Source organism: Bradyrhizobium sp. AZCC 2289 (assembly GCF_036924615.1).
Lineage (GTDB): Bacteria > Pseudomonadota > Alphaproteobacteria > Rhizobiales > Xanthobacteraceae > Bradyrhizobium.
Map to the genome: position 1 here is coordinate 10,173,978 of NZ_JAZHRY010000001.1, position 21,179 is coordinate 10,195,156.

General features: G+C 62.3%; 14 protein-coding genes and 1 pseudogene. 10 read left to right on the forward strand and 5 right to left on the reverse strand.

The features are described 5' to 3' along the window. Positions 1-49: 49 nt before the first annotated feature. Positions 50-1,550: pseudogene (locus V1289_RS48025) on the reverse strand (NAD(P)H-hydrate dehydratase). Positions 1,551-1,923: 373 nt separating this feature from the next. Here V1289_RS48025 and V1289_RS48030 point away from each other — a divergent pair. Further along, positions 1,924-2,262 carry a P-II family nitrogen regulator gene (locus tag V1289_RS48030; RefSeq protein ID WP_334406797.1) on the forward strand — a complete coding sequence of 113 codons (339 nt, stop codon included), beginning with the start codon at positions 1,924-1,926 and terminating at the stop codon, positions 2,260-2,262. A 143-nt stretch (positions 2,263-2,405) separates the two neighbouring features. After that, positions 2,406-3,815, forward strand: coding sequence for a type I glutamate--ammonia ligase (gene glnA, locus V1289_RS48035; protein WP_309177300.1), 1,410 nt, complete (start codon positions 2,406-2,408; stop codon positions 3,813-3,815). 130 nt (positions 3,816-3,945) lie between these two features. On the opposite strand, the gene V1289_RS48040 is transcribed toward glnA, so the two are convergent. Beyond that, positions 3,946-5,994, reverse strand: a complete 2,049-nt coding sequence (locus V1289_RS48040; protein WP_334406801.1) for a BTAD domain-containing putative transcriptional regulator — start codon at positions 5,992-5,994, stop codon at positions 3,946-3,948. Here V1289_RS48040 and V1289_RS48045 point away from each other — a divergent pair. The 6 genes from V1289_RS48045 (at position 5,994) to V1289_RS48070 (ending at position 10,795) form a co-directional block, all read left to right on the forward strand. Then, a complete protein-coding gene (locus V1289_RS48045; RefSeq protein ID WP_334406803.1) occupies positions 5,994-6,149 on the forward strand; it encodes a hypothetical protein in 156 nt (51 codons plus the stop codon). The genes V1289_RS48040 and V1289_RS48045 overlap by 1 nt on opposite strands. Before the next feature lie 137 nt (positions 6,150-6,286). After that, complete coding sequence (locus V1289_RS48050) at positions 6,287-7,951, forward strand: YadA family autotransporter adhesin (RefSeq protein WP_334406805.1); 1,665 nt, start codon at positions 6,287-6,289, stop codon at positions 7,949-7,951. A 133-nt stretch (positions 7,952-8,084) separates the two neighbouring features. Beyond that, complete coding sequence (locus V1289_RS48055; RefSeq protein ID WP_334407956.1) at positions 8,085-8,651, forward strand: hypothetical protein; 567 nt, start codon at positions 8,085-8,087, stop codon at positions 8,649-8,651. A gap of 293 nt (positions 8,652-8,944) precedes the next feature. Further along, positions 8,945-9,094, forward strand: a complete 150-nt coding sequence (locus V1289_RS48060) for a hypothetical protein (RefSeq protein WP_309177304.1) — start codon at positions 8,945-8,947, stop codon at positions 9,092-9,094. Between the two features lie 106 nt (positions 9,095-9,200). Continuing rightward, positions 9,201-10,397 (forward strand): cupin domain-containing protein, encoded by a 1,197-nt coding sequence (locus V1289_RS48065; protein WP_334406808.1) that lies wholly within the window; start codon positions 9,201-9,203, stop codon positions 10,395-10,397. Positions 10,398-10,456: 59 nt separating this feature from the next. Continuing rightward, positions 10,457-10,795: a pilus assembly protein N-terminal domain-containing protein gene (locus V1289_RS48070; RefSeq protein ID WP_334406810.1), complete on the forward strand. Its 339-nt coding sequence runs from the start codon at positions 10,457-10,459 to the stop codon at positions 10,793-10,795. Positions 10,796-10,823: 28 nt separating this feature from the next. On the opposite strand, the gene V1289_RS48075 is transcribed toward V1289_RS48070, so the two are convergent. From V1289_RS48075 to V1289_RS48085, 3 genes are all read right to left on the reverse strand, one after another. After that, positions 10,824-13,115, reverse strand: a complete 2,292-nt coding sequence (locus tag V1289_RS48075; protein WP_334406812.1) for a PAS domain S-box protein — start codon at positions 13,113-13,115, stop codon at positions 10,824-10,826. 318 nt (positions 13,116-13,433) lie between these two features. Further along, positions 13,434-14,381 carry an extracellular solute-binding protein gene (locus tag V1289_RS48080; RefSeq protein ID WP_334406814.1) on the reverse strand — a complete coding sequence of 316 codons (948 nt, stop codon included), beginning with the start codon at positions 14,379-14,381 and terminating at the stop codon, positions 13,434-13,436. 294 nt (positions 14,382-14,675) lie between these two features. Beyond that, the gene (locus tag V1289_RS48085) at positions 14,676-18,911 is read right to left on the reverse strand and encodes a VCBS domain-containing protein (RefSeq protein WP_334406816.1); all 4,236 of its coding nucleotides are present in this window, start codon (positions 18,909-18,911) and stop codon (positions 14,676-14,678) included. 511 nt (positions 18,912-19,422) lie between these two features. Here V1289_RS48085 and V1289_RS48090 point away from each other — a divergent pair. Together V1289_RS48090 and V1289_RS48095 are read left to right on the forward strand one after the other, a co-directional pair. Then, complete coding sequence (locus tag V1289_RS48090; protein ID WP_334406818.1) at positions 19,423-20,079, forward strand: FecR family protein; 657 nt, start codon at positions 19,423-19,425, stop codon at positions 20,077-20,079. A gap of 116 nt (positions 20,080-20,195) precedes the next feature. Further along, positions 20,196-21,056 carry a tetratricopeptide repeat protein gene (locus V1289_RS48095; RefSeq protein ID WP_334406820.1) on the forward strand — a complete coding sequence of 287 codons (861 nt, stop codon included), beginning with the start codon at positions 20,196-20,198 and terminating at the stop codon, positions 21,054-21,056. The last annotated feature ends 123 nt before the right edge of the window (positions 21,057-21,179 follow it).

The window sequence follows — 21,179 nt, forward strand, 5'->3', positions numbered from 1 at the left end:
CGCCTTACCGGCGCGTCCAGAGGTAGTTCAGGAGGATGGGTAGAGCAGCCTAATACTCAATCCCGAACTCGTCATAGAGCCGCCGGAATACCGCGGGCAATACCTCCGGCAGATCTTCTGCGATCAGGCCGGGACCAGCTTCACGCGCGGCCTCACCATGCATCCAGACGCCGATGCTGGCGGCCTCGAAGGCCGCTACGCCTTGCGCCAACAGCCCGGCGATGATTCCAGCCAGCACGTCGCCGGCGCCGGCGGTGGCGAGCCAGGGCGGCGCATTGCTGGCGATGGTCGCGCGCCCATCCGGCGACGCCACCCACCGTATCCGGGCCCTTCAGCAGCACGACCGCAAGGGATCGCTGGGCGGCGTCGCGCACCCGTTCGAGTTTTGAGCGGTTGGGATGCTTGTTGCTGCTATCGCTGAACAGCCGCGGAAACTCGCCTTCGTGCGGGGTGAGCACCACCTGCGGATCGTCGGACTGTCTGATCGCTTCGAACAGGCGATCCGGCGCTTCGGCAAAACTGGTCAGCGCGTCGGCATCGAGCACGAGGGACCGTTTCGCCGAGAGCGCGGTGTGGACGAGATCGCGCGTGCGGCCCCCGACCCCGGCGCCCGGCCCGATCACGCAGGCGTTGAAGCGCCTGTCGTTCAACAATTCGGCGAATTCGACCACGGTATCGACCGCGCGAACCATCACCGCGGTCAGCGCCGCGGCGTTGACCGGCAGCGCCTCGCGCGGCGAGGCCAGGGTGACCAATCCGGCACCGGCGCGTAAGCTCCCGCGCGCCGACAGCCGCGCCGCGCCGGTCGACACGATGTCGCCGGAGACGACCACCGCATGGCCCCGCGCGTATTTGTGGCCGTCGATCCGCGGCACCGGAAAGGATCTTTGCCAAGCTGGCGGAATGTTCTCAAAGGTCTGCGGCCGGATCTCGTCGAGCACCTGCGCCTCGATGCCGATATCGGCCACCCGCACCCGGCCGCAATGCATCCTCCCCGGCAGCAACAGATGCGCCGGCTTGCGGCGGAAGAACGTCACTGTCTCCGCGGCGTTGATGGCAACGCCCATGACGGCGCCCGAGGTTCCGTTGATCCCGCTCGGCAGATCGACGGCCAGAACCGGCGCACCATTGGCGTTGATCGCCTCGATCATCTCATGCGGTTCGCCCTTCACCGGCCGGTTCAGGCCGGCGCCGAACAGGGCGTCGATGATCAGCGCCGGCTTGCCGATCGCCTGCGGATTGAACGGCAGCACCGGGAATTTCCAGCCCTTCGCGGCCAGCGCCGCATCGCCCTGCAGGCTGTCGCGCTCGCACAACAGGATCACCGAAACCTCGCGGCCGCGCGCCGCAAGCTCGGCCGCCGCCACAAAACCGTCGCCGCCATTGTTGCCGCGTCCGGCGACCACGACGATCGCCCCCTCCCCGACCAGATCCATCGCGGCTTCCGCAACCGCTTGCCCGGCGCTCATCATCAGTGCGAAGCCGGGCGTGCCGGCGGCAATGGTCAGCCGATCGGCGCGCTCCATCTCAGTCGTAGTCAGAACTTCCATGCCGAATCCTCGATCCAACCGCCTTTTCCAGAGGCACATGCCGCCCCGCAAATGGCCTGCCCGGCGTCAATTGCACGCGAATTGACCTGTTTGCCTATTTGATAGGCCGCAGTATGATGCAGCACCCGCCTCGACCTCCGCCGGTTGCCTGTTAAAAGTCTGATAACATTCCGAAATCGGACACGTTAACAACTTGGCATAGACCCTGCTTTTGAGGAAGCCGGCGAGGAAGCCGGCTCAGGATCGTCATCATCAGCGACAATCGTGAGCGTTTCCGGTGACTTGCCGGACCGAAGGATCGAACAGACAGCGCCACGCGGCGACGTTTAAACTAACTGCACTCAGAAGTTTTGAAATGCCCGGGAGGCGCTCAGTGAAAAAAATCGAAGCCATCATCAAGCCATTCAAGCTCGACGAGGTGAAGGAGGCGCTTCAAGAAGTGGGATTGCAGGGCATCACGGTCACCGAAGCCAAGGGTTTCGGCCGGCAGAAGGGTCACGCCGAACTCTACCGGGGCGCGGAATACATCGTGGACTTCCTGCCCAAGGTCAAAATCGAGATCGTGATCGGCGACGATTTGGTCGAGAAAGCGATCGACGCCATCCGCCGCGCCGCCCAGACCGGCCGCATCGGCGACGGCAAAATCTTCGTCTCCAATGTCGAAGAAGCGATCCGGATCAGAACCGGAGAATCCGGGCTGGACGCTATCTGAGCCGGGTGCTATCTCGCATTTTGCGACCTAAAAGCAAAAAAAGGCTGCTACGGCGGCCTGATTTCGTTTGTGAAATCTCACCTCTGAAATCTCACCGACGTCGCTGAATCCTGGAAACCGTCCCGCAGCCAAAAGGGGTATTCATGAAGACCGCCAAAGATGTCCTGAAATCGATCAAGGACAACGACGTTAAATACGTCGATTTGCGTTTCACCGATCCGCGCGGCAAGTGGCAGCACGTAACCTTCGACGTCGGCATGATCGAAGAGGACACCTTTGCCGAGGGCCAGATGTTCGACGGCTCGTCGATCGCGGGCTGGAAGGCGATCAACGAATCCGACATGTGCCTGATGCCCGACCCGGTTACCGCGACGATCGATCCGTTCTTCGCCGAGACCACCATGGTCATCACCTGCGACGTGCTGGAGCCGACCACCGGCGAGCCCTACAACCGCGACCCGCGCGGCATGGCCAAGAAGGCCGAGGCGATGGTCAAGTCGATGGGCGTCGGCGACACCGTGTTCTTCGGACCGGAAGCCGAGTTCTTCGTGTTCGACGACGTCCGTTTCCAGACCACACCCTACAACACCGGCTTCAAGCTCGACTCCTCGGAACTGCCGATCAACTCGGACACCGAATATGAGGGCGGCAACCTCGGCCACCGTATCCGCACCAAGGCGGGCTACTTCCCGGTGCCGCCGCAGGACTCCGTGCAGGACATGCGCTCCGAAATGCTCGGCGCCATGGCCAAGATGGGCGTCAAGGTCGAGAAGCATCACCACGAAGTCGCTTCCGCCCAGCACGAGCTCGGCATGAAGTTCGACACCATGACGCTGATGGCCGACCAGATGCAGATCTACAAATACTGCATCCATCAGGTCGCGCATATCTACGGCAAGACAGCCACCTTCATGCCGAAGCCGGTCTATGGCGACAACGGCTCGGGCATGCACTGCCACCAGTCGATCTGGAAGGACGGCAAGCCGGTATTCGCCGGCAACAAATATGCCGATCTGTCGGAGACCTGCCTGTCCTACATCGCCGGCATCATCAAGCACGCCAAGGCGATCAACGCCTTCACCAACCCGTCGACCAATTCCTACAAGCGCCTGGTCCCCGGTTATGAAGCCCCCGTGCTGCTCGCCTACTCCGCGCGCAACCGTTCGGCCTCCTGCCGTATCCCCTACACGTCCAACCCGAAGGCCAAGCGCGTCGAGGTGCGTTTCCCCGATCCGATGGCCAATCCCTATCTCGGCTTTGCCGCGATGCTGATGGCGGGTCTGGACGGCATCAAGAACAAACTCGATCCGGGTTCGGCGATGGACAAGGATCTCTACGATCTGCCGAAGGAAGAGCTGAAGGCGATCCCGACCGTGTGCGGTTCGCTCCGCGAGGCGCTGGAAAACCTCGACAAGAATCGCGGCTTCCTCAAGCACGGCGGCGTGTTCGACGACGACTTCATCGACAGCTATATCGAGCTGAAGATGACGGAAGTGGCGCGCTGCGAAATGACGCCGCATCCGGTTGAATTCGAGATGTACTACTCGCTGTGATTTTTCGCGGGGGTTTCCCCGCTGCCGTCACGGCCCGACAATGCGAAAGGCGCTCCCAACGGAGCGCCTTTTGTTTTTGGTGTGCCGGGAGAAAGTCCGGTTTCTAGCTGGACATCGCGGGTCGCCCACACTACATCGCGCGCTGCAGTGTCGAGCAGAGCGACCGATAGTCGGCTTTAACGGGGCCAGCGAAGCGCTTGCCGTAGAATTGCTGCGCGATCCCGAAGAACTTGTCGGGCGTAAAGGCGGGCGACAGTTTTCTGAGCACCTTCGCAGCCGCCTTTGCTTCCGCGTTCTTTCCCTGCAGTCCGAGAGCGCATGTCAGCTCGACCCACTGCGCGGGCGCATCGCTATAGAGTTCGATCGCGTTGCGGGCGGCCGCTTCCATTTTGCCCAGCTCGCCCAATTTCCAGTGACACCAGCCCGCATAGTGAAACCAGCGGTGGCTTCGGGGGTCACGCGGGCTGATTCGTATCGCCCGTGCGATCATCTGCAGGCTGTCGGCAGGATCGGCTCCTGCGACGCGATTTGCGTTGGCAAGCAGCGCCAATCCCTGCGGATCATAGGGATTTCGCTCCACGGCCTCGTTCAGCAATTCCAGCGCCAGATCGATATTGCCTGCGCTGTAGATCGCAGCGTCGGCGCAATTGACGAGCACGAACGAGTTTTTGGGGTCGGTCTTCCGTGCGAGCGCCGCATATTCCAGCGCCAGCGCGCGCTCCCCGGCAACTCGCGTGGATGCCGACCAGGTCGCGCGCCAGGTGTAGACCGCGGCAAGAAGCGCCTGCGCCATTGCATAGTCGGGGTCGATTGCCAGCGCCTGCTTGAGCTCGCTGATGGCGCTGAAAAGCCCTTGAGCGCTGCGGTTGAAGAGAACATGCGCATTGGCGCGCTGAAGGCGGGTCCACGCGTTCAAATTGTTCGGGCCCGCGTCAAGCGCGCGGTCAAGATCGGCTATCATCAAAGCCGGCTGAAGCTGGCTGGCAACCGCCAGAACGATCCGGTTCCGGACGGCAAAAAAATCTCCGAGCTGCTCTTCGTAATTGTTCGCCCAGATATGAAGTCCGGAGCGGCCCTCGATCAGGCGCGCGTTGACCCGGACGGTCTTGCCCCTCACCTCGATGCTGCCTTCCACAAGATACCTTACGCCGAGATCCTGCGCGATCGTCCGCACATCGACCGCGGCGCCCTTGTAGACCATGCAGGACTGGCGGGCCGTGACGAACACGCCTGGAATACGCGCCATCGCCGTCGTCGTCTCTTCGGTCAATCCGTCCGCCAAGGCCACTTTGGAAGCAGCGCCGGGGCTCAGATCGACGAACGGAATCACGGCAAGCGCCGTAGCCGTCTCGATCGGGAGCGGACGCGTCGGCTGCGGTGCGGCGGCCGTATGATGCTGGCGGTTAATCTCCGCGATCCAGCGCGTCGAAAACCCGGACTGCGCCGAAATTCCTTTGCGCGATGCCGCCGCTATCGTCTCATCCAGCAACCGCTTCATCGCGGCAGAAGGCTCGCCGCTACGCTCCCGACCGGCATTCGCGGCGTACAGGCGATATCGTTCGATCACCTCGGCAAGATCGTGCCGCGACGCAGAGCTGCGCATCAGGCACCGGTGCGCCTCTTCATTCTCGGGAGCGAGCGCAACCAGCTTCAATGCCACTCCCTCAAGCCGAAGCGGATCATCACCATCGTCCGTTGCGCGCAATGCGCTTGCGAAACATTCGCTCGCCGCCTCGCGCAATCTCGAACGGGACAGCGCCAGCCAGTCCGCAAATGGCCCCTCCGTCAAAGCCGTTGCCTGCAGCAACTCGCCCCGCCAGATCGACGCGGCTTGCAAGGCGTCGCCACTGGATATCGCCGAGCGGAACAGCCCGACATCGGTCAGGATTTGCTCCGGCAGGCAGACAAAGGGATCATGCCCCCAATCGCTTGGTGACGTGACGCCGATATCTTTCCTGAGTTGCACGAGCTCCTGGCGAAGACTCGAACGTCCCTGCTGTTCGGAACGCTTATCCCACAACAACGTCGCGAGCCGCGCTCGCGTCCAGCTCTCGCCGGTCTCCATGGCCAGGCATGCGAACAGCGCGCGCGAACGCCGGCTGCGCACCTCCAGCCTGCTGCCTCGGGCATCAAGCGCCTCGAATGGACCCAGGACATTGATCGTGATGGGGCGCGCCATTGCGTTTTGCTCGTCTCAGCGGTGAAAACTCGATCATGCAGCCGGCTTTTGCCGAACGGCTCGGCGAGAGAACTGCTGAACATTACGCCCGGAACATCAGGCCGGCGGACACAATCACCGTCAAAACCGCCGCAGCGGTTATTGACGCTGATTGACGGCGACGCTTGCCGCCTTCCGAACTAGATTTGTTTCAACGAACGCACGAGCAGAGCGGATTCGACTGTAGCGATCTTTGGTTGTCGGGCTACTGGATTTTTCCGCGCACATCCCGATCCCAAAGGAAACTGGTCCAATGATAACCGATAAATTGCGGACAAGCGCGTTGCAGCGCGCTTCTGATTTGGTTTATCCGCGGGCGCAACTGCTGGCCGGCAGCGCTATGTTGGGACGCATGTTGCGAGGTTTGGTTTTGGTCGCCTGTTTCGCGGCGATCGTGTCTCTTGGCTGCGACTTCGCCGCGGCCGCCGATTACTCTGCTGGCGGCGGCGTCGTCAACGCCCCCTCGGGCAATGCGACGGCGGTTGGCTCCGCTGCCAGCACGCTCGGAGCCAGCGCGACCGCATTCGGCGCCGGCGCAACCGCGTTGGGCGACGGTGCGACCGCGGTAGGCGCCGCCAACATCGCATCTGGAACCAACGCGACCGCTATTGGTTCGAGCAGCAACGCGAATGGGGCTCAGGCGACCGCGACGGGCTCAAATAGTTCCGCGTTTGGCGCCAATGCCACCGCAACCGGAGAGAGCAGCATTGCCAATGGCGACTTCGCGACCGCGACGGGCAAGTCCAGCAACGCCACTGGCGTCAGTGCAACCGCAATGGGTGCGTTCAGTTCGGCAACCGGTACCTTCGCGACCGCGATCGGCGAGAGCAGCGTGGCCAATGGCGCCCAGGCGACGGCAACCGGAGTGAGCAGCAATGCCACCGGCGCCAACGCAACCGCAACTGGCGTAAACAGCATTGCGAACGGCGACTTCGCGACCGCGACGGGCAAGTCCAGCAACGCCACCGGCGTCAGCGCGACCGCAATTGGCGCGTTCAGTTCGGCAACCGGTACCTTCGCAACCGCGATCGGCGAGAGCAGCGTGGCGAACGGCGCCCAGGCGACCGCGACCGGCGTGAGCAGCAATGCCACCGGTGCCAACGCGACCGCGACCGGCGTAAACAGCACCGCGAACGGCGACTTCGCCACCGCGACCGGCAAGTCCAGCAACGCCACCGGCGTCAGCGCAACCGCGATGGGCGCGTTCAGCTCGGCAACCGGCACCTTCGCGACCGCGATCGGCGAGAGCAGCATCGCCAATGGCCTCCAGGCAACCGCGACCGGCGTGAGCAGCAACGCAACCGGTGCCTTCGCCACCGCTATGGGAGTCAACAGCTTCGCCAATGGCGCCACCGCGAGCGCGTTCGGGCAAGGAGCCTTCGCCAATGGCGACGGTACCACGGCCGTCGGTCAGGGCAGCGTCGCGGGCGCGACCGGCGCGACCGCGCTGGGTGTCGGCGCTCAGGCGCTCGGGATCAACTCGGTCGCGATCGGGTCGGGCTCGGTGGCGACGCTCGCCAACACCGTGTCGTTCGGCACCCCCGGCAACGAGCGACGGCTCACCAACGTAGCCGCCGGCATCAACCCGACCGACGCCGTCAATGTCAGCCAGCTCAGCGGCCTGACCTCGGGCTTCCAGTCCCAGTTCACGGGACTGCAGGCCGAGGTCACCAACAATCAGCGCGAGGCACGTTCAGGGACCGCGCTGGCACTCGCCGCGACCGGCCTGCAATACGACCAGCGGCCCGGCAAAGCGTCGATCGCGACCGCCGTTGCCAACTACAAGGGGCAGTCGGGCGTCGCGGTGGGCCTCGGCTATGCGGTCTCGGACCGCTGGCGCGTCAATGCGGCTTTCACATCCGCGCCGCAGGTGAATGATTACGGGGTCGTCGCCGGTGCGTCGTTCACACTCAACTGAAGGGGCACCGAAGCTGGCCCCTGACAGTAGCGGCGGCGCCGACGAATTTTCAACATTGCGCAACATTCGCGTGGTGATGGCCAGTGGCCCCGCTCGCTGTGTGCTGCTGTTCGCGATGCTAACCATCGTCGCGATGGGCTGCTCCGGCGCGCGGGCCGAAACCCCTGCACCAGTTCCAAAGCCGGCGCAAATCGACCGCAATGGCGTGCTGATCCTGATCCGGTCGTCGCTGCTGGCGCTCGATCAGGCCAACAAGACCGGCAATTACACGGTGCTGCGCGACATTGGTGCGCCCGGCTTTCAATCCAACACGGCCGCACGGCTCGGCGAGATCTTTGCCAAGCTACGCAATGACAATCTCGACCTGTCGGGCGTCGCCGTGATCGATCCGCAGCTCAATTTGCTGCCGCAGATCGAAGCCAACGGCCTGATGCATATGGCGGGCTTCTTTCCGTCGGTGCCGACCCAGGTCAATTTCGATCTGGCGTTCGCGCCGGTGAACGGGCAATGGCGGCTATTCGGCATCTCGGTCTCGATCGGACCGAGCGCGCCCGCCGCACCGACGCCACCCGAGCCACCCGTTGCGCAAAAACAGCCTGCCGCAAATGGTGCCAGACCGCCCGCGGCGGCAAAGCCTGCGCCCGCGGCCAGGCTCGCACCTGCGGACCACAAGCCGGCCGACAATCAGCCGTCCAAATAGGACGACCTACCAGGCAGCGAGCGGCGACAAATGATCTTCGACGAAACCCTGAAGTCGATGACGATGATGTTCGCGACGATGATATTCGAATCATCTCAACGTTGAACATGATCGTCAAAACTTGCGCGTCAATTATTGACGCCGATTGACCGAGACGATTGTCGTCTTCCGCACTACGCTTGTGTCGCACTGTGAACGACCTCACAAAGCAAATCGGCCGAGCTTGGTAACATGAAATCAGACTTCGCCATTCGGGTTCGGTTTGGCGAAGACAACAACAATGCGAGGATGCCATGCCCACATTCGTCAGAATGGTCGCCGAGCTTGAGGAGCCCGCGGAGTTTCTCAGTGATGATTTCCGTGCGGTAGTCCTGTTCGGCGGAATCGGACTGCTGGTGGCGCTGATCGCGGTGTGCACCGGTGTGCAGGGCGTATGGCTCTGAGATTGTCGAGTGCGACGCGCGACCAATTTTGGTTTCGTTTCAGCAATTTCGCGTTGCGCCAGGTTCCAAGGCTTTTCGAATCACAACGAAAATCGGAGCGCGCACCATGTTTGAAGCAAATCGCCGGATCATCCTTCAGTCGATTGCCGTCGGCGCCGGTACCTTCGCCGCCTCGCAATCCTTTGCCGTCGGAAACGACGGACATGCCGCCGGATACGACGTTTCCGCCGCCTCGGAATACCTGAAAACGATTCCGCGCAAATCCGGTGATCCCGTGGTCTTTACGGCCTCCCTCGACAAGGGGCCGATCAAGGCAACATCCGGGGGTTGGGCACGTGAAGTCACCATGCGCGGACTGCCCATCGCCACCGATATCGCCGGCGCGCATCTGTTCGTGAATGCGGGCGGTGCCCGCGAGATGCATTGGCACAATTCAGCCGAGTGGGCCTACGTCGTTGATGGCCATTGCCAGGTAACGGTGGTCGACCCCGAGGGCGTAGCCGAAGTCGTCAATCTCGGGCCGGGTGATCTCTGGTACTTCCCCAAAGGCCACAGCCACGCAATCCAGACCCTCGGCCCGTCACCGTGTCACGCGATCCTTGCCTTTGATGATGGGCTGTATTCGGAACACGGCACGTTCGGCATCAGCGACTGGATGAGCCGTTACGATACAAAGGCTCTTTCGCAGGCATTCGGCGTCTCGGATGAGGCTTTCGCACAGATCCCCAAGGCCGAGACTTACATCATGCAGGGCGAGGTGCTGGCTCTCGATGGTCCGCAGGCGCGTTCCGCCCGCGAGTTGGAGCACGCGCGAACCCATCGCCACGCCATGATGGCGCAGAAGCCGAAAGTGAGCACGCCGGGCGGCGCGCTCTACATCGCGTCTTCAAAGGAATTTCCGATGTCGACGACGTTGACGGGGATGGTTCTGAAATTGAAGCGCGGTGCGATGCACGAACCGCATTGGCACACCGATGCCAATGAATGGCATTATGTATTGAAGGGGCGAACGCGGGTCACGCTGTTCGCGCCCGACAAGCGTGTCGCCGTGGCCGAACTTTCGCCGGGCGAGTGCGCCTACATACCCCGCGGTTGCGGACACTCCATTCAAAACGTGGGTCCGGAGGACGCTGAAATCGTCGGCGTGCTGGACAGCGGCACCTACCATGAAAGCTCTCTGTCAGAATGGCTGGCGAAGGCGCCGCGCCATCTGCTCGCCAATAATTTTGGCGTCCCGGAAAAGGACGTCGCCAACTTCAACAGGAAACGCGTGGTGATTTCCGCCCCGATCACGCCGACTTGACGTCGGTTTGTTCGGTCGAAATCCGACCGAGGACCGTCAACGGGTTCGGAGGATTTGCAATGACCTCGACTTTTCGAACTTTCGTCCTTGGACTGCTCCTCCTGACCACCACGAATTGCGTGGCTCGGGCTGCGGATCGGTCGGTCACCTTAATGCTCGGTGCGGGGTCCGCACTTGAGGTGGAGCGGCCGTTCAAAACCGTCCTGATCGGAGATCCCGATATCGTCGAGGTTCATGCCCGCAGCGACCGCTCGGTCATTCTCGAGCCGCTGAACCCTGGAGCGACGAACCTCGTTTTCGTGGACGAGAGAAGCATCGCGATCAGCAACGTCCGGATCCTGGTTTGCAGCGCAGGCGCGATCCCTGTGAAGTTTGAAGACGGTTCCGATTGCGAATAAACTGAAGCTGCCAGCTGCGAGAAACGGGCTAAGTTTCTTCCGGGAGATTTTGCCGCAGGAAGCGGTTGAGGTCCGGCTGCACCGAGTAAGGCAGCGGAATCGGATCGCCCGCCGGGTCGACCGCCGGATCGAGACAGCGGCGCAACATGCGCGCGAGCTCTGCCCGCCGATAGGGCTTGGTCAGAAGCGGGATGCCGTGCCCGACGCGGCCCTGCAACGGCAGCGCGCCGTCGGTATATCCTGACGTGAAGAGCACCCTGAGCGACGGCCGCCCGGCCATGACCGTTTCCGCAAGCTGCCGGCCGTTCATGCTGCCGGGCATCACGATGTCGGTGAACAGCAGATCGAACGCCGCTCCGTCATTGATGATGGCGATCGCCTCGTCGGCATCAGCGGCAACCATGACCTGGTAGCCAAGGCTCTCGAGCTGGATCGTCACATAGTCGCGGATCTTGCGGTCGTCTTCGACACACAGGATGGTTTCGTGGCCGCCCTGCACCGGCGGATCGTCCTGCGCCCGCGGCTGCAGCACGCTCGCGTCCGCCTTGGGCAGATAAATCCTGAAAGTGGTGCCGCGGCCCTCCGCGCTGCGGACCTCGACGCTTCCGCCGGACTGCTTGGCGAAGCCGAACACCATGCTGAGCCCGAGCCCCGTCCCCTGCCCCACTTCCTTCGTGGAAAAGAACGGATCGAAAATCCGGTCCAGTATGCACGGCGGCATGCCGGTGCCGGTATCGCTGACCTCGATCGCGACATAGTCGCCGGCGCGTTCGACGCCGCTAGCCACCGCTTCCGGAACGCCCAATGTGACGTTGCTGGTTGCAAAGGTCAGCCGGCCGCCAAGCGGCATGGCGTCGCGGGCATTGATCGCGAGATTGACGAGCGCGGAGGTAAGCTGGCTGCTGTCGACGAACGCCGGCCAGACCTCGCCGCTGAGCGCAGTCTCGATTTCGATCTGCCTGCCGAGCGGTGGCGACAGCAGGCGGACGGCTTCGCGAATGAGCCCGTTGACGTCGATCTCGGCCGGCTGCAGCGGCTGCTTCCGGGCGAACGCAAGCAGGCTTGCCGTGAGCTGCCCCCCGCGGTCGGCTGCTTCGCTGATCAACTGCGTCACCTTGGCCAGATGCGGAACGTCCCTGACGCCGTCGGCGAGGATTTCGATCGTGCCGGTAATCACGGTCAGCATGTTGTTGAAGTCGTGGGCGATGCCGCCGGTCAGTTGCCCGAGCGACTCCATCTTTTGCGCCTGGATCAACTGCTCTTCGGCGGCGCGCTGTTGCGTGATGTCCCTGACAAAGGCGTTGATGATGTAACGGTCACCGCGGCGTAGCGCCGTCAATGACGCTTCGACGACGAATTCGTGGCGGTCCCGGTGCAGCGCGCGGGCTTCGTATCGCATGCCGGTGGCGCCAGCCGCGGCCTCGTGCAGGAACCGGGCGATCCGCTCCCTGTGCGCGGCGCGGTCCGGTTCGGGAAAAACCAGCTCCGCCACATTGACGCCGACCGCCTCCCCCCGGGTCCACCCGGTCAGGGACTCCGCCTGCGGGCTCCAGTCCAGGATGATGCCGCTTTCATCGGTCTGGACGAAGGCGTCGAGCGCGGTCTTGATGATGGACTGCGCCATCTGCTCACTGTCGACCAGCGCCTGGTGGGCCCGCCTTTGCCCGGTGATATCGCGCAGAACCGTGACCGCCCCGCGAAGCTTGCCACGTTCGTCGCGCAACGGCCGCGCGTTGGTGACGATGTACGCCCGCGCGGCGGGCGCTTCGGGTTGCACGGCGAGCTCGAAATCGTCGACATTCTCACCGCGCAAGGCGCGCGCCAGCGGCGAATCCGGAATCGGCATCGGGGTGACGTCGTCGGCAAGGAAACAGGCGAAGGTTCGCGTTCCCGTCAGGCTGTTGAAACCGGGGGCGACGCCGAGCAGCCGCCGCGCCGCGGCGTTGGCAACGACGACCACGCCGTTCTCGTCGGCAACGACGACCGAGTCACGGATGCTCTCGACGGTCTTCTCCAGCAGATCCCGCTTGGTGCCGAACTGAGTCGTAAGCTCAGCGAAGGCCGCGGCAAGACCGTCAATCTCCCCGCAGCCGTCGGTTGGTATCGGGACCGTTTCGCCGCGCGACAGGCCTTCGACGGCCCGGGTCATCTGCGTCAGCGGCCTCGACAACGACCTGGCGATCCCGGCCGCGAGCACGAGGGCGAGAACAGCCGCAATCGCCACACCGGCCAAATAGTAATGTGCGAATAGGCTGAGCGCGCATGCGGTTGCCACGACCAGCAACACCATCGCAATCGCAAGGCGGCCCCACAGAGTCATAACGAATCCAGAAGGATGGATGCGCAACCGATTCCGGCCAGGAACGGCAAACGGCCGGTATTTCTTTGGCGGCGCCTTCAGATAATGCCTAGTTCCTTAGCCGAGTTCGGCTTCGCGATCCCTAACTTTCAGCCCCGTAGAAGTACGGAGAATGTTTTCCGAGTGGCTGAACTGGGGGCTGGAAGGTCTGCAGGATCGCTCACACCTTAAAAATCCGGGAATACCGCGCCTTGATCTCTTCGCTTTGCGCCTGCACTGCGGCGGGATCGGCCTTGAGCAATTTCAGATTGGCCAGCGGAACGTGCGCCCCCTTCTCCTTCACCCGGCGTGGAACGAACGGTGGGCGAAAACATCCACCAGCATTTGCTGGGTTTCGGCTTGGAAGAAAAAGCTCTGGAACAGTTTTGCCGCATTCGGATTGGGCGCGCTGCGGAAGATCCCCGAGGGAACGATGATCAGGGGCGAGCCTTCGGCGGCGTAGACCACCTCGACCGGTTTTCCCTGATCCTTGAGCAGCACCAGATTATAATCGTTGCCGTCGGCCATGATGGCACGCTCGCCGACCAGTATCTTCTTCGGCGGATCGGCGGCCGATTGCACCTGCATGACCTTCTGCTGCGCGAGCTTTTCCAGATACGGCCAGCCGAGATCGCGCGCCAGCACAAAGGTCGCGGTCAGGATCGCGCCGCTGTAGCCGGGATGCGCCTTGACCATCTTGCCCTGCCATTTCGCATCGAGCAGATCGGCGTAGCTCTTCGGTGCGTCCTCGCGTTTGACCAGATCGGTGTTGTAGCCGATCACTTCCAGCCACGCGCAGGATGTCGCATAGGTGCCGTCCGGGTCGACCTGGTCGGCGGGAAAATGCTTCGCGACGTCGTCCGGCATGTAAGGCTGCAGCCAGTCGTTCTTTTTCCAGTCGAGGTAATGCGACGGATCGGTCGAGTTGGCGACGTCGACCGCGTCGATACCGCTGCCCTGCTCCTGCGCGATGCGCTGGTAAATCCGCTCGGCGCCGGAGCGCTCGACGCGAACGCTGATGCCGGGGTATTTCGCCTCGAAGGTTCTGGCGAGGCGCTCGGCGGTGTTGAGCTCCAGTGCCGAGTAGAACGAAACCTTGCCTTCCCTGCGCGCGGCCTCGATCAAGGCGGGCGTGACCGCCGCAGGCGGCGGCGCGGCGGCTTTCAGCGGTTCGGCAAACAGCAGGCCTGTGGCCGATACGGCGGAACCCCTCAGCACGTCGCGTCTCGACCATTTGCGGCCCGGCATCGCCATTCTCCCCAAAATACCCGGCCGTTTCCCGGCCATCGCGATTTTTGTGGGCAGACTATAGCAGATATCGCGAGCGCCAATTGATCCAGGTCCCGGCGCCGGGGAGTTAAAGCGAGACCCCCGCCGCGCCGGCAGCTTACGGTCTGAACTTTCTCTATGTCGGGCTACCCGATACGATCCCCTACCCGCCGGTGGCGGATGGCGCGCACGGCGCAGATTTCCACCTGATCGCCTGGGCTATCCGCCAATGCTCGCGCAGCGTTCGCCAACGCGAGCGGCGGGGCAACTGCGTCACACCATGAGATCATGCGACACATGGGCATGGTCCGGAGCGGCAATGTGAGTTGAGTGGTACCCCGGCAGAGACGCATCAATCGTTTGTGCTTCCTCTGAAATCATCGGCGTTCCGTGGGCTGCGGCGTTTTCGTGGTGACTGGCCGACCCTGGGGTCAGATCCAAGTCAGCGACATTGATGACGCCTGGACCTTCAGAAGCGGAAATCGCGCTGTTGAAGTGGAATGAGTCTCCAAGACCGTGCGTACCGCCAGTCACCGGGCCAAACACCATATCAGAAATTGAGGATGCTTCGGAATTATGCTCGCCGGTGCCATGCATGGCGGCAACGCCGTGCCCGTCTGCTTCGCCTGAAACCGTCTGACTGCCGCCGTCGCTCTGCGGGTGCCCTGAATGCGCGATCGAGCCCGCCACCGCGAGCCCGTGATTCCCCGACGCCTCCGGGCCTTCCGAATGATGCTCAACGCTTGAGCCGGTATCGATTGTGTGGCCATGAGTGTGGGCAGCATTAATTGTGCCGGCATTTGTCGGGATCAATTCGCCGTTACCCGCGTGTTGTTGCTCGGCACTATCGACTGCTGCGTTCGGCGCTGTGATATTGATGTTGCTCACCGCACCATTCAGGAGCATCGCTGCTCCGTCGCCGATCGTGATCGCACCGACGTTATCGAGCACCGGCGTCGGGCCGAACGCAAAGTGATTCTCCGTCGGCGCCGTAACGTGAACATTATGCGGTACGATCGACTGTCCGTTTGCCAGAGTAATGACGGCGTTATCATTGGCGTCTTCGGTCGCGTGCGTCTGGATTTCGCCAAAGCTGATAAATCTGTCGTAGCCGATCGAACCAAACCAGCCTCGATCGGCAAAGAAGTTGTTGCCCACGTCGGTCGTTGGCACCGTCCCGTTCCCGTCGGCGAGGAGCGTTCCGTCATTGACGGTCCAGTTGGACGTGGCGTCGGCGCTGGTCGTCGCGACGACAGCCCCGTCGTTTGTCGTTGTCGCTGTTGCGGCTGGATCAAGATTGATCGCGTCGCTGGCTACGGCGGCGGGCGCCGTCGCGGGGTCGATGACGAAATCCGACGACTCAACGGTCGAAACCCCCTGCAAATGGATTTCCAGCAGGCTGGAACTTCCGATACTCAGGGTTTGATCGGTTGGATTGACGTACACGATGGTTTCATTGCTCGTGCCGTCATAGAGCCAGGCAATGGTGTGCGCCGGCACAGAAGTGCTTGTGGAAGTCAACGCCAGAACGGCGAAGGCAAGTGCGCCGAGCGCCGTCAGGTCGATCTTGTCGGATCCAGATACAAAATCGGTGATGGTGTCGAACTGGCCCGCGTGGGAATCCGCGACCGACAAATAAACGAAGCGGTCGTTTCCATTGCTGCCTGTGAGAAGGTCCGCCCCAAAACCGCCGATGATGGTATCGTTCCCGTTATTGCCGTTGATCGTGTCACTTCCGGAGCCTCCGTAGATCGTGTCATCCCCGCCATTGCCTTTGATCGTGTCGTTGCCGGAGCCCCCATAGATAATGTCATTCACACCCGTGCCGTTGATGGTGTCGTCACCGGCGCCCCCGTAAGCGATTTGGGCAACGTCACCGCCTCCCGCAATGCTGTCGTGCTGAGGAGTCCCAAAGACGAACGGCGGATCGGATATTACGGTCGTCCCCGTGGCCAGGTTGTCGAAATCGTTGGGGTCGGCGTCGCTGGCGCCGTGGATGGTAACCGTCACCACCTGTGCCGTGCCGTCTGCGGTGTGCACCGTGAAGGTGTCGGTCAGCGTGTCGCCAACGTTGAGGGCATCCACCACGCTGTTGTTGTTGTCGAGCGTGTAGGTCCACATGCCGGCCGCCGTCATCGTGAAGGCGCCGTAGCCGCCATCGCTCGCCGTCGGCGAGCTGACCGCGGTGAAGGTGTTGGGCGCATTGTCGACGTCGGTGTCGGTCAGCGTGCCGGTAGCTAGCGGCGTGCCGGGCGAGTCACCACCCGCCTCCAGCACGGAGCCGGTCGCGGTGCCGGAAATAATGGCCGCGTCGTTGCTGCCGTGGATGGTGACCGTCACCATCTGCGGGGTGCCGTCCACGGTGGTTACCGTGAAGCTGTCGGTCAGCGTGTCGCCGACATTGAGCGCCTGCACCGCGCTGTCAGCGTTGTTGAGCGTGTAGGTCCACACGCCGGCCGCGGTCATCGTGAAGGTGCCGTGGCCGCCCGCGCTCGCGGTTGGCGCGCTGACTGGCGTGAAAGTATTTGGTACATTATCGACGTCGGTGTCGGTCAGCGTGCCGGTTGCGATCGGCGTGCCGGGGGTGGTGTTGGCGACGCCACCGGCCTCGGTGACTGACCCGGCCACGGTGCCGGAAATGATGGCCGCGTCGTTGCTGCCATGGATGGTGATCGTCACCACTTGTGGGGTGCCATCGATGGTCGTCACCGTGAAGCTGTCGGTCAGCGTGTCGCCGGCGTTGAGCGCCTGCACGGCGCTGTCAGTGTCGTTGAGCGTGTAGGTCCACACGCCGGCCGCCGTCATCGTGAAGGTGCCGTGGCCGCCCGCGCTCGCCGTCGGCGAGCTGACCGCGGTGAAGGTATTGGGCGTATTGTCGACGTCGGTGTCGGTCAGCGTGCCGGTCGCGGTCGGCGTACCGGGCCTGTCATCACCCGCCTCGATCACCGAGCCGGTGGTAGTGCCGGAAATGATGGCGGCGTCGTTGCTGCCGTGGATGGTGACCGTCACCACCTGGGGGGTGCCGTCGATGGTGGTCACGGTGAAGCTATCGGTCAGCGTGTCCCCGGCGTTGAGCGCCTGCACCGCGCCGTCGTTGTTGTCGAGCGTGTAGGTCCACACGCCGGCCGCCGTGATCGTGAAGGTGCCGTGGCCGCCCGCGCTCGCCGTCGGCGAGTTGACCGCCGTGAACGTATTGGGCGGGTTGTCGACGTCGGTGTCGGTGAGCGTTCCGGTCGCGCTCGGCGTGCCGGGCGTGGCATTGGCGGCGCCACCTGCCTCGATCACCGAGCCGGCCGCGGTGCCGGAGATGATGGCCGCATCGTTGACGCCGTTGATGTTGACCGTGAAGGTTTGACTGGCTGTGAGCGTGCCGTCCGACACCGTGATAACGAAGCTTTCGGTCGTGGGCGCCGTCAGTGCATTGATCGCGCCGCTGTTCGGGACGAAGGTGTAGGCGCCGGTCGTGCTGTCGACGTAAAGCGTGCCAAACGGGCCGGAGTCCGATACGTCATATGTCACCCCACCCAGTACTGTATTGCCGGCGACCCCCCCGCTGATGCCGTAGGTCAGTATCGCGCCGCTATTGGAACTGCTGGCAGAGAAAGTTCCGCTCGTCGCGGTGAAGGTGTCAAATACCACCGTATCGATTTCGATCGGGCCCGTCGCCACGTTCAGCGTCGGCGGCTGAGGCGGCGTACGGAGGGGGATGATCTCAGGAACGACGAGGAATGGCAGCGGCGGGAGCGAATTTTGCGTTGAAGAGGTGTCGGTCTGAATAAAATTGATTGGTTGCACCGGCAGCGGGTTGGCGAAGGGAAGACTGCTCGACCCGATTGGTCCCTTCGCAAAGTTGGCGAGCACGTCCTGCTGGGCCTCCTGCAACTCCGCCATTCGCGCAGCACTATTTGTGACTTGATTCACACTGATCGAGGACCCGCGCGGGCTCAGGATGATTGTCTCTCCAGGATCCTCAACGATGATGTGTCGCGGGATCGGCTCCTTGGTCACAAGCTCGAATGCGCCGTGCGCCATGTCCTTGTATGCGATATTGTCGTCATCCAGGAATGTGACGTTCGATTCAGCGGCCTGGACTTCCTTGATGACTGAGAAGGCCAGCGCTGCGAGCGACAGCGTACCGATGCCACCGGTATGCGCGCGGCCCCGAATGCTTCCAACCGGCGTTTCGACCCTGAGGCAACCGGTCTTTGCCACCTCACCGGCAAGGAAGCCGAAGGTCCCTCTGGACACTGCGAACAGTGCCGAATGCGAGCTGCCGCTGGAGTCGCAGACGAATTCGTCCAGCGCCACGCGCGTGCCGCCGGACAGGTTGAACACGGTACCGTCGATGAAGCGAATTCCGATCCGCCCGTCGGCTGCGGTCTCGATCACGTCGCCCTGGCAAACGGGATCGCCAACCATGACTTGAACGGCAATGCCGTTCGCACGCCTGAGAGTGCCGCAGCCGATCGCCGTCTGAATATGGCCGATAATCTGGGGGAGCAGGGCCACAACGGCCTCACCCTCGTCCCCGCACCCGACGCTGGACGCAACGAACATTGGCTTCGCCCTCGCCTGCTCTGTAACTCAGGCCCAGCGTGGTGCCGCGGTTCTTTTGATCTTTGGCGCGGGCACAGCCCCGCGCTGGCCGCCCCAGGCAGCCCGCCGAACCGTCCAGATCCAAAAAATCCAATCCATTCAGGAAGGCGACGCGTCGAGCGCGACGTCGGCGTAGAAGGGTGCCATCGTCCTATCGCCAAGCGCGGAACTTTCCCATCAACGCGAAGGTGTCCGAATTTGATGCTTTTCCGTGCGATTACGCCAGTTTCGCGAATAAGGATGGGGTCGTCAACCTGCGATTTAGGGGTACCCAATTTGCGCCCAGGATTTTCATCCGTAGTTTGAGGCGGTCAATTGCGATGGATCTCGATTTGGCATTAGAATTGTATGTCTTGCGGCCTTAGCCCACGGCCCAAAGAACCAGCGGCGGCCAAGCCAAAGATCTTCTCAGGAAGGGGGGATCATGTGCACGCATGCGATTACCGCATTGGTGACAGGTTTCATTCTGGCGGTAGCCGGCTTTTTCCCTGTTCCGGCTCAAGCGCAACGCGATTCAGCTGAGCCCGCTGTTCAGGACCTCGCATCCAACCCGATTGGAAAAGTTGTTACCGCCACGGGTTCGGTCACGATCGAACGTGCGAATGCGGTGGTCGTTCAGGCAAATGTCGCCGGTCAAGCCGGTCAGGCGAAGGTTGGTGATCTCGTCTATCGGGGCGATGTGGTCGCGACCGGGGCCGATGGCCGGGTCGGTATCAACTTTACCGACGGCAGCTCGTTCAATCTGTCGAGCAACGCCCGCATGGCTTTGAACGAGTTCGTGTACGACCCAAACGGGAACTCCAACTCGACCTTGTTCAGTCTAACCAAGGGAGCGTTCACTTTCGTTGCCGGCAAGATCGCGACGACTGGCGATATGAAGGTCGACACCCCCGTCGCAACCATGGGGATTCGAGGTACCACGCCCCACGTCGAAATTTCGGATGACGGGACAGTCAAATTTTCCACCCTCATTGAAGAGGGCGAGAGTAAATTTATGAAAAAGCCGGTGGCGCCTGCGACGCAGCAACCCGAACAAAAAGAGCATCACAAGCTCAATCTCAACATTTGTCGAGGGTGCTAGGATTACCGCTTGGGCGCAAGCCGTTCTCGCTACAAGCAACGATCGAGGCGTGCGACGCCCACGCGCAGAAATCGATGACGGCACATTCCTTGATTCCCAAAATCGGGAAGCCTGATATGGAATTTTGCGCAAGGGGCATCATCAACGGCGTGGCGCCGATACTCATCTCGCTGTTGCTCGCCTCAGCCGCGACGGCGCAGGATCCGAAGCCGAAGGATAACTATCTCAGGAATATCGAGTTGTGCAACAGCTCGGATCGCACGACGCTTGATCCTCGGATTGATGGCTGCACCGCGCTCATTGATTCCGGTAAAGGCACGACGACGGCCTTGGCTATCGCCTATAACAATCGTGGCAAAGCCTATGCCACAAAGGGGGACTACGACCGCGCCATCCAGGATTTCGATCAATCGATCAAGCTCGATCCAGCTTACGCCAAGCCCTTCAACAACCGCGGTGTGGCTTACTTGAGGAAAGGCGAATACGACCTCGCGATAAAAGCTTTCGATGAGGCGATCAAGCTCAATCCCAACTACGGCGGAGCCTTCGCCAACCGCGCCGGCGCGTATCTGAAAAAGAAGGAATACGATCACGCGACGCGTGACTATGGCGAGGCAATTCGCCTTGAGCCCAATTTGGAAGCCGTGTGGAACGGACGCTGCTGGACCCGAGCCATCCTCGGTGCGTTGCAGGCGGCGCTGGAGGACTGCAATAAGGCGCTTCAGTCGGGGCCGGGCAACGCCGAGACGTATGACTCGCGTGGACTGACCTACCTGAAGATGGGCCAATTTGACGCGGCTATCGATGATTACAGTTCTGCGCTGCGGCTCGACCCGAAGCTGGCGAGCGCGCTGTATGGACGCGGGCTTGCCAGGCTCAAGAAGGGCGACATAGCTGGCAGCGCTACCGATATCTCGGCGGCAAAGACTATCCAGGCCAGGATCGGCGACGACTTCACGCGTTACGGCGTGCGGTAGCAGCCAATCAACGTAGAGCTTCGGATTACAACCACATCGGGATCAGACCGAGGCTGCGGGGCATTTCGAAATTGCGGTGCCAGTGCACTTAACCTGTTTGGACACCGTCACGCAGCGGAGCAG

Bases quoted from the DNA above. Each gene is read 5' to 3' on its own strand.
- V1289_RS48095 (WP_334406820.1), top strand. From the start codon at position 20,196: ATGGAATTTTGCGCAAGGGGCATCATCAACGGCGTGGCGCCGATACTC.
- V1289_RS48050 (WP_334406805.1), top strand. From the start codon at position 6,287: ATGATAACCGATAAATTGCGGACAAGCGCGTTGCAGCGCGCTTCTGAT.
- V1289_RS48090 (WP_334406818.1), top strand. From the start codon at position 19,423: ATGTGCACGCATGCGATTACCGCATTGGTGACAGGTTTCATTCTGGCG.
- glnA (WP_309177300.1), top strand. From the start codon at position 2,406: ATGAAGACCGCCAAAGATGTCCTGAAATCGATCAAGGACAACGACGTT.
- V1289_RS48040 (WP_334406801.1), bottom strand. From the start codon at position 5,994: ATGGCGCGCCCCATCACGATCAATGTCCTGGGTCCATTCGAGGCGCTT.
- V1289_RS48070 (WP_334406810.1), top strand. From the start codon at position 10,457: ATGACCTCGACTTTTCGAACTTTCGTCCTTGGACTGCTCCTCCTGACC.
- V1289_RS48080 (WP_334406814.1), bottom strand. From the start codon at position 14,381: ATGCCGGGCCGCAAATGGTCGAGACGCGACGTGCTGAGGGGTTCCGCC.
- V1289_RS48075 (WP_334406812.1), bottom strand. From the start codon at position 13,115: ATGACTCTGTGGGGCCGCCTTGCGATTGCGATGGTGTTGCTGGTCGTG.
- V1289_RS48055 (WP_334407956.1), top strand. From the start codon at position 8,085: ATGGGCTGCTCCGGCGCGCGGGCCGAAACCCCTGCACCAGTTCCAAAG.
- V1289_RS48060 (WP_309177304.1), top strand. From the start codon at position 8,945: ATGCCCACATTCGTCAGAATGGTCGCCGAGCTTGAGGAGCCCGCGGAG.
- V1289_RS48065 (WP_334406808.1), top strand. From the start codon at position 9,201: ATGTTTGAAGCAAATCGCCGGATCATCCTTCAGTCGATTGCCGTCGGC.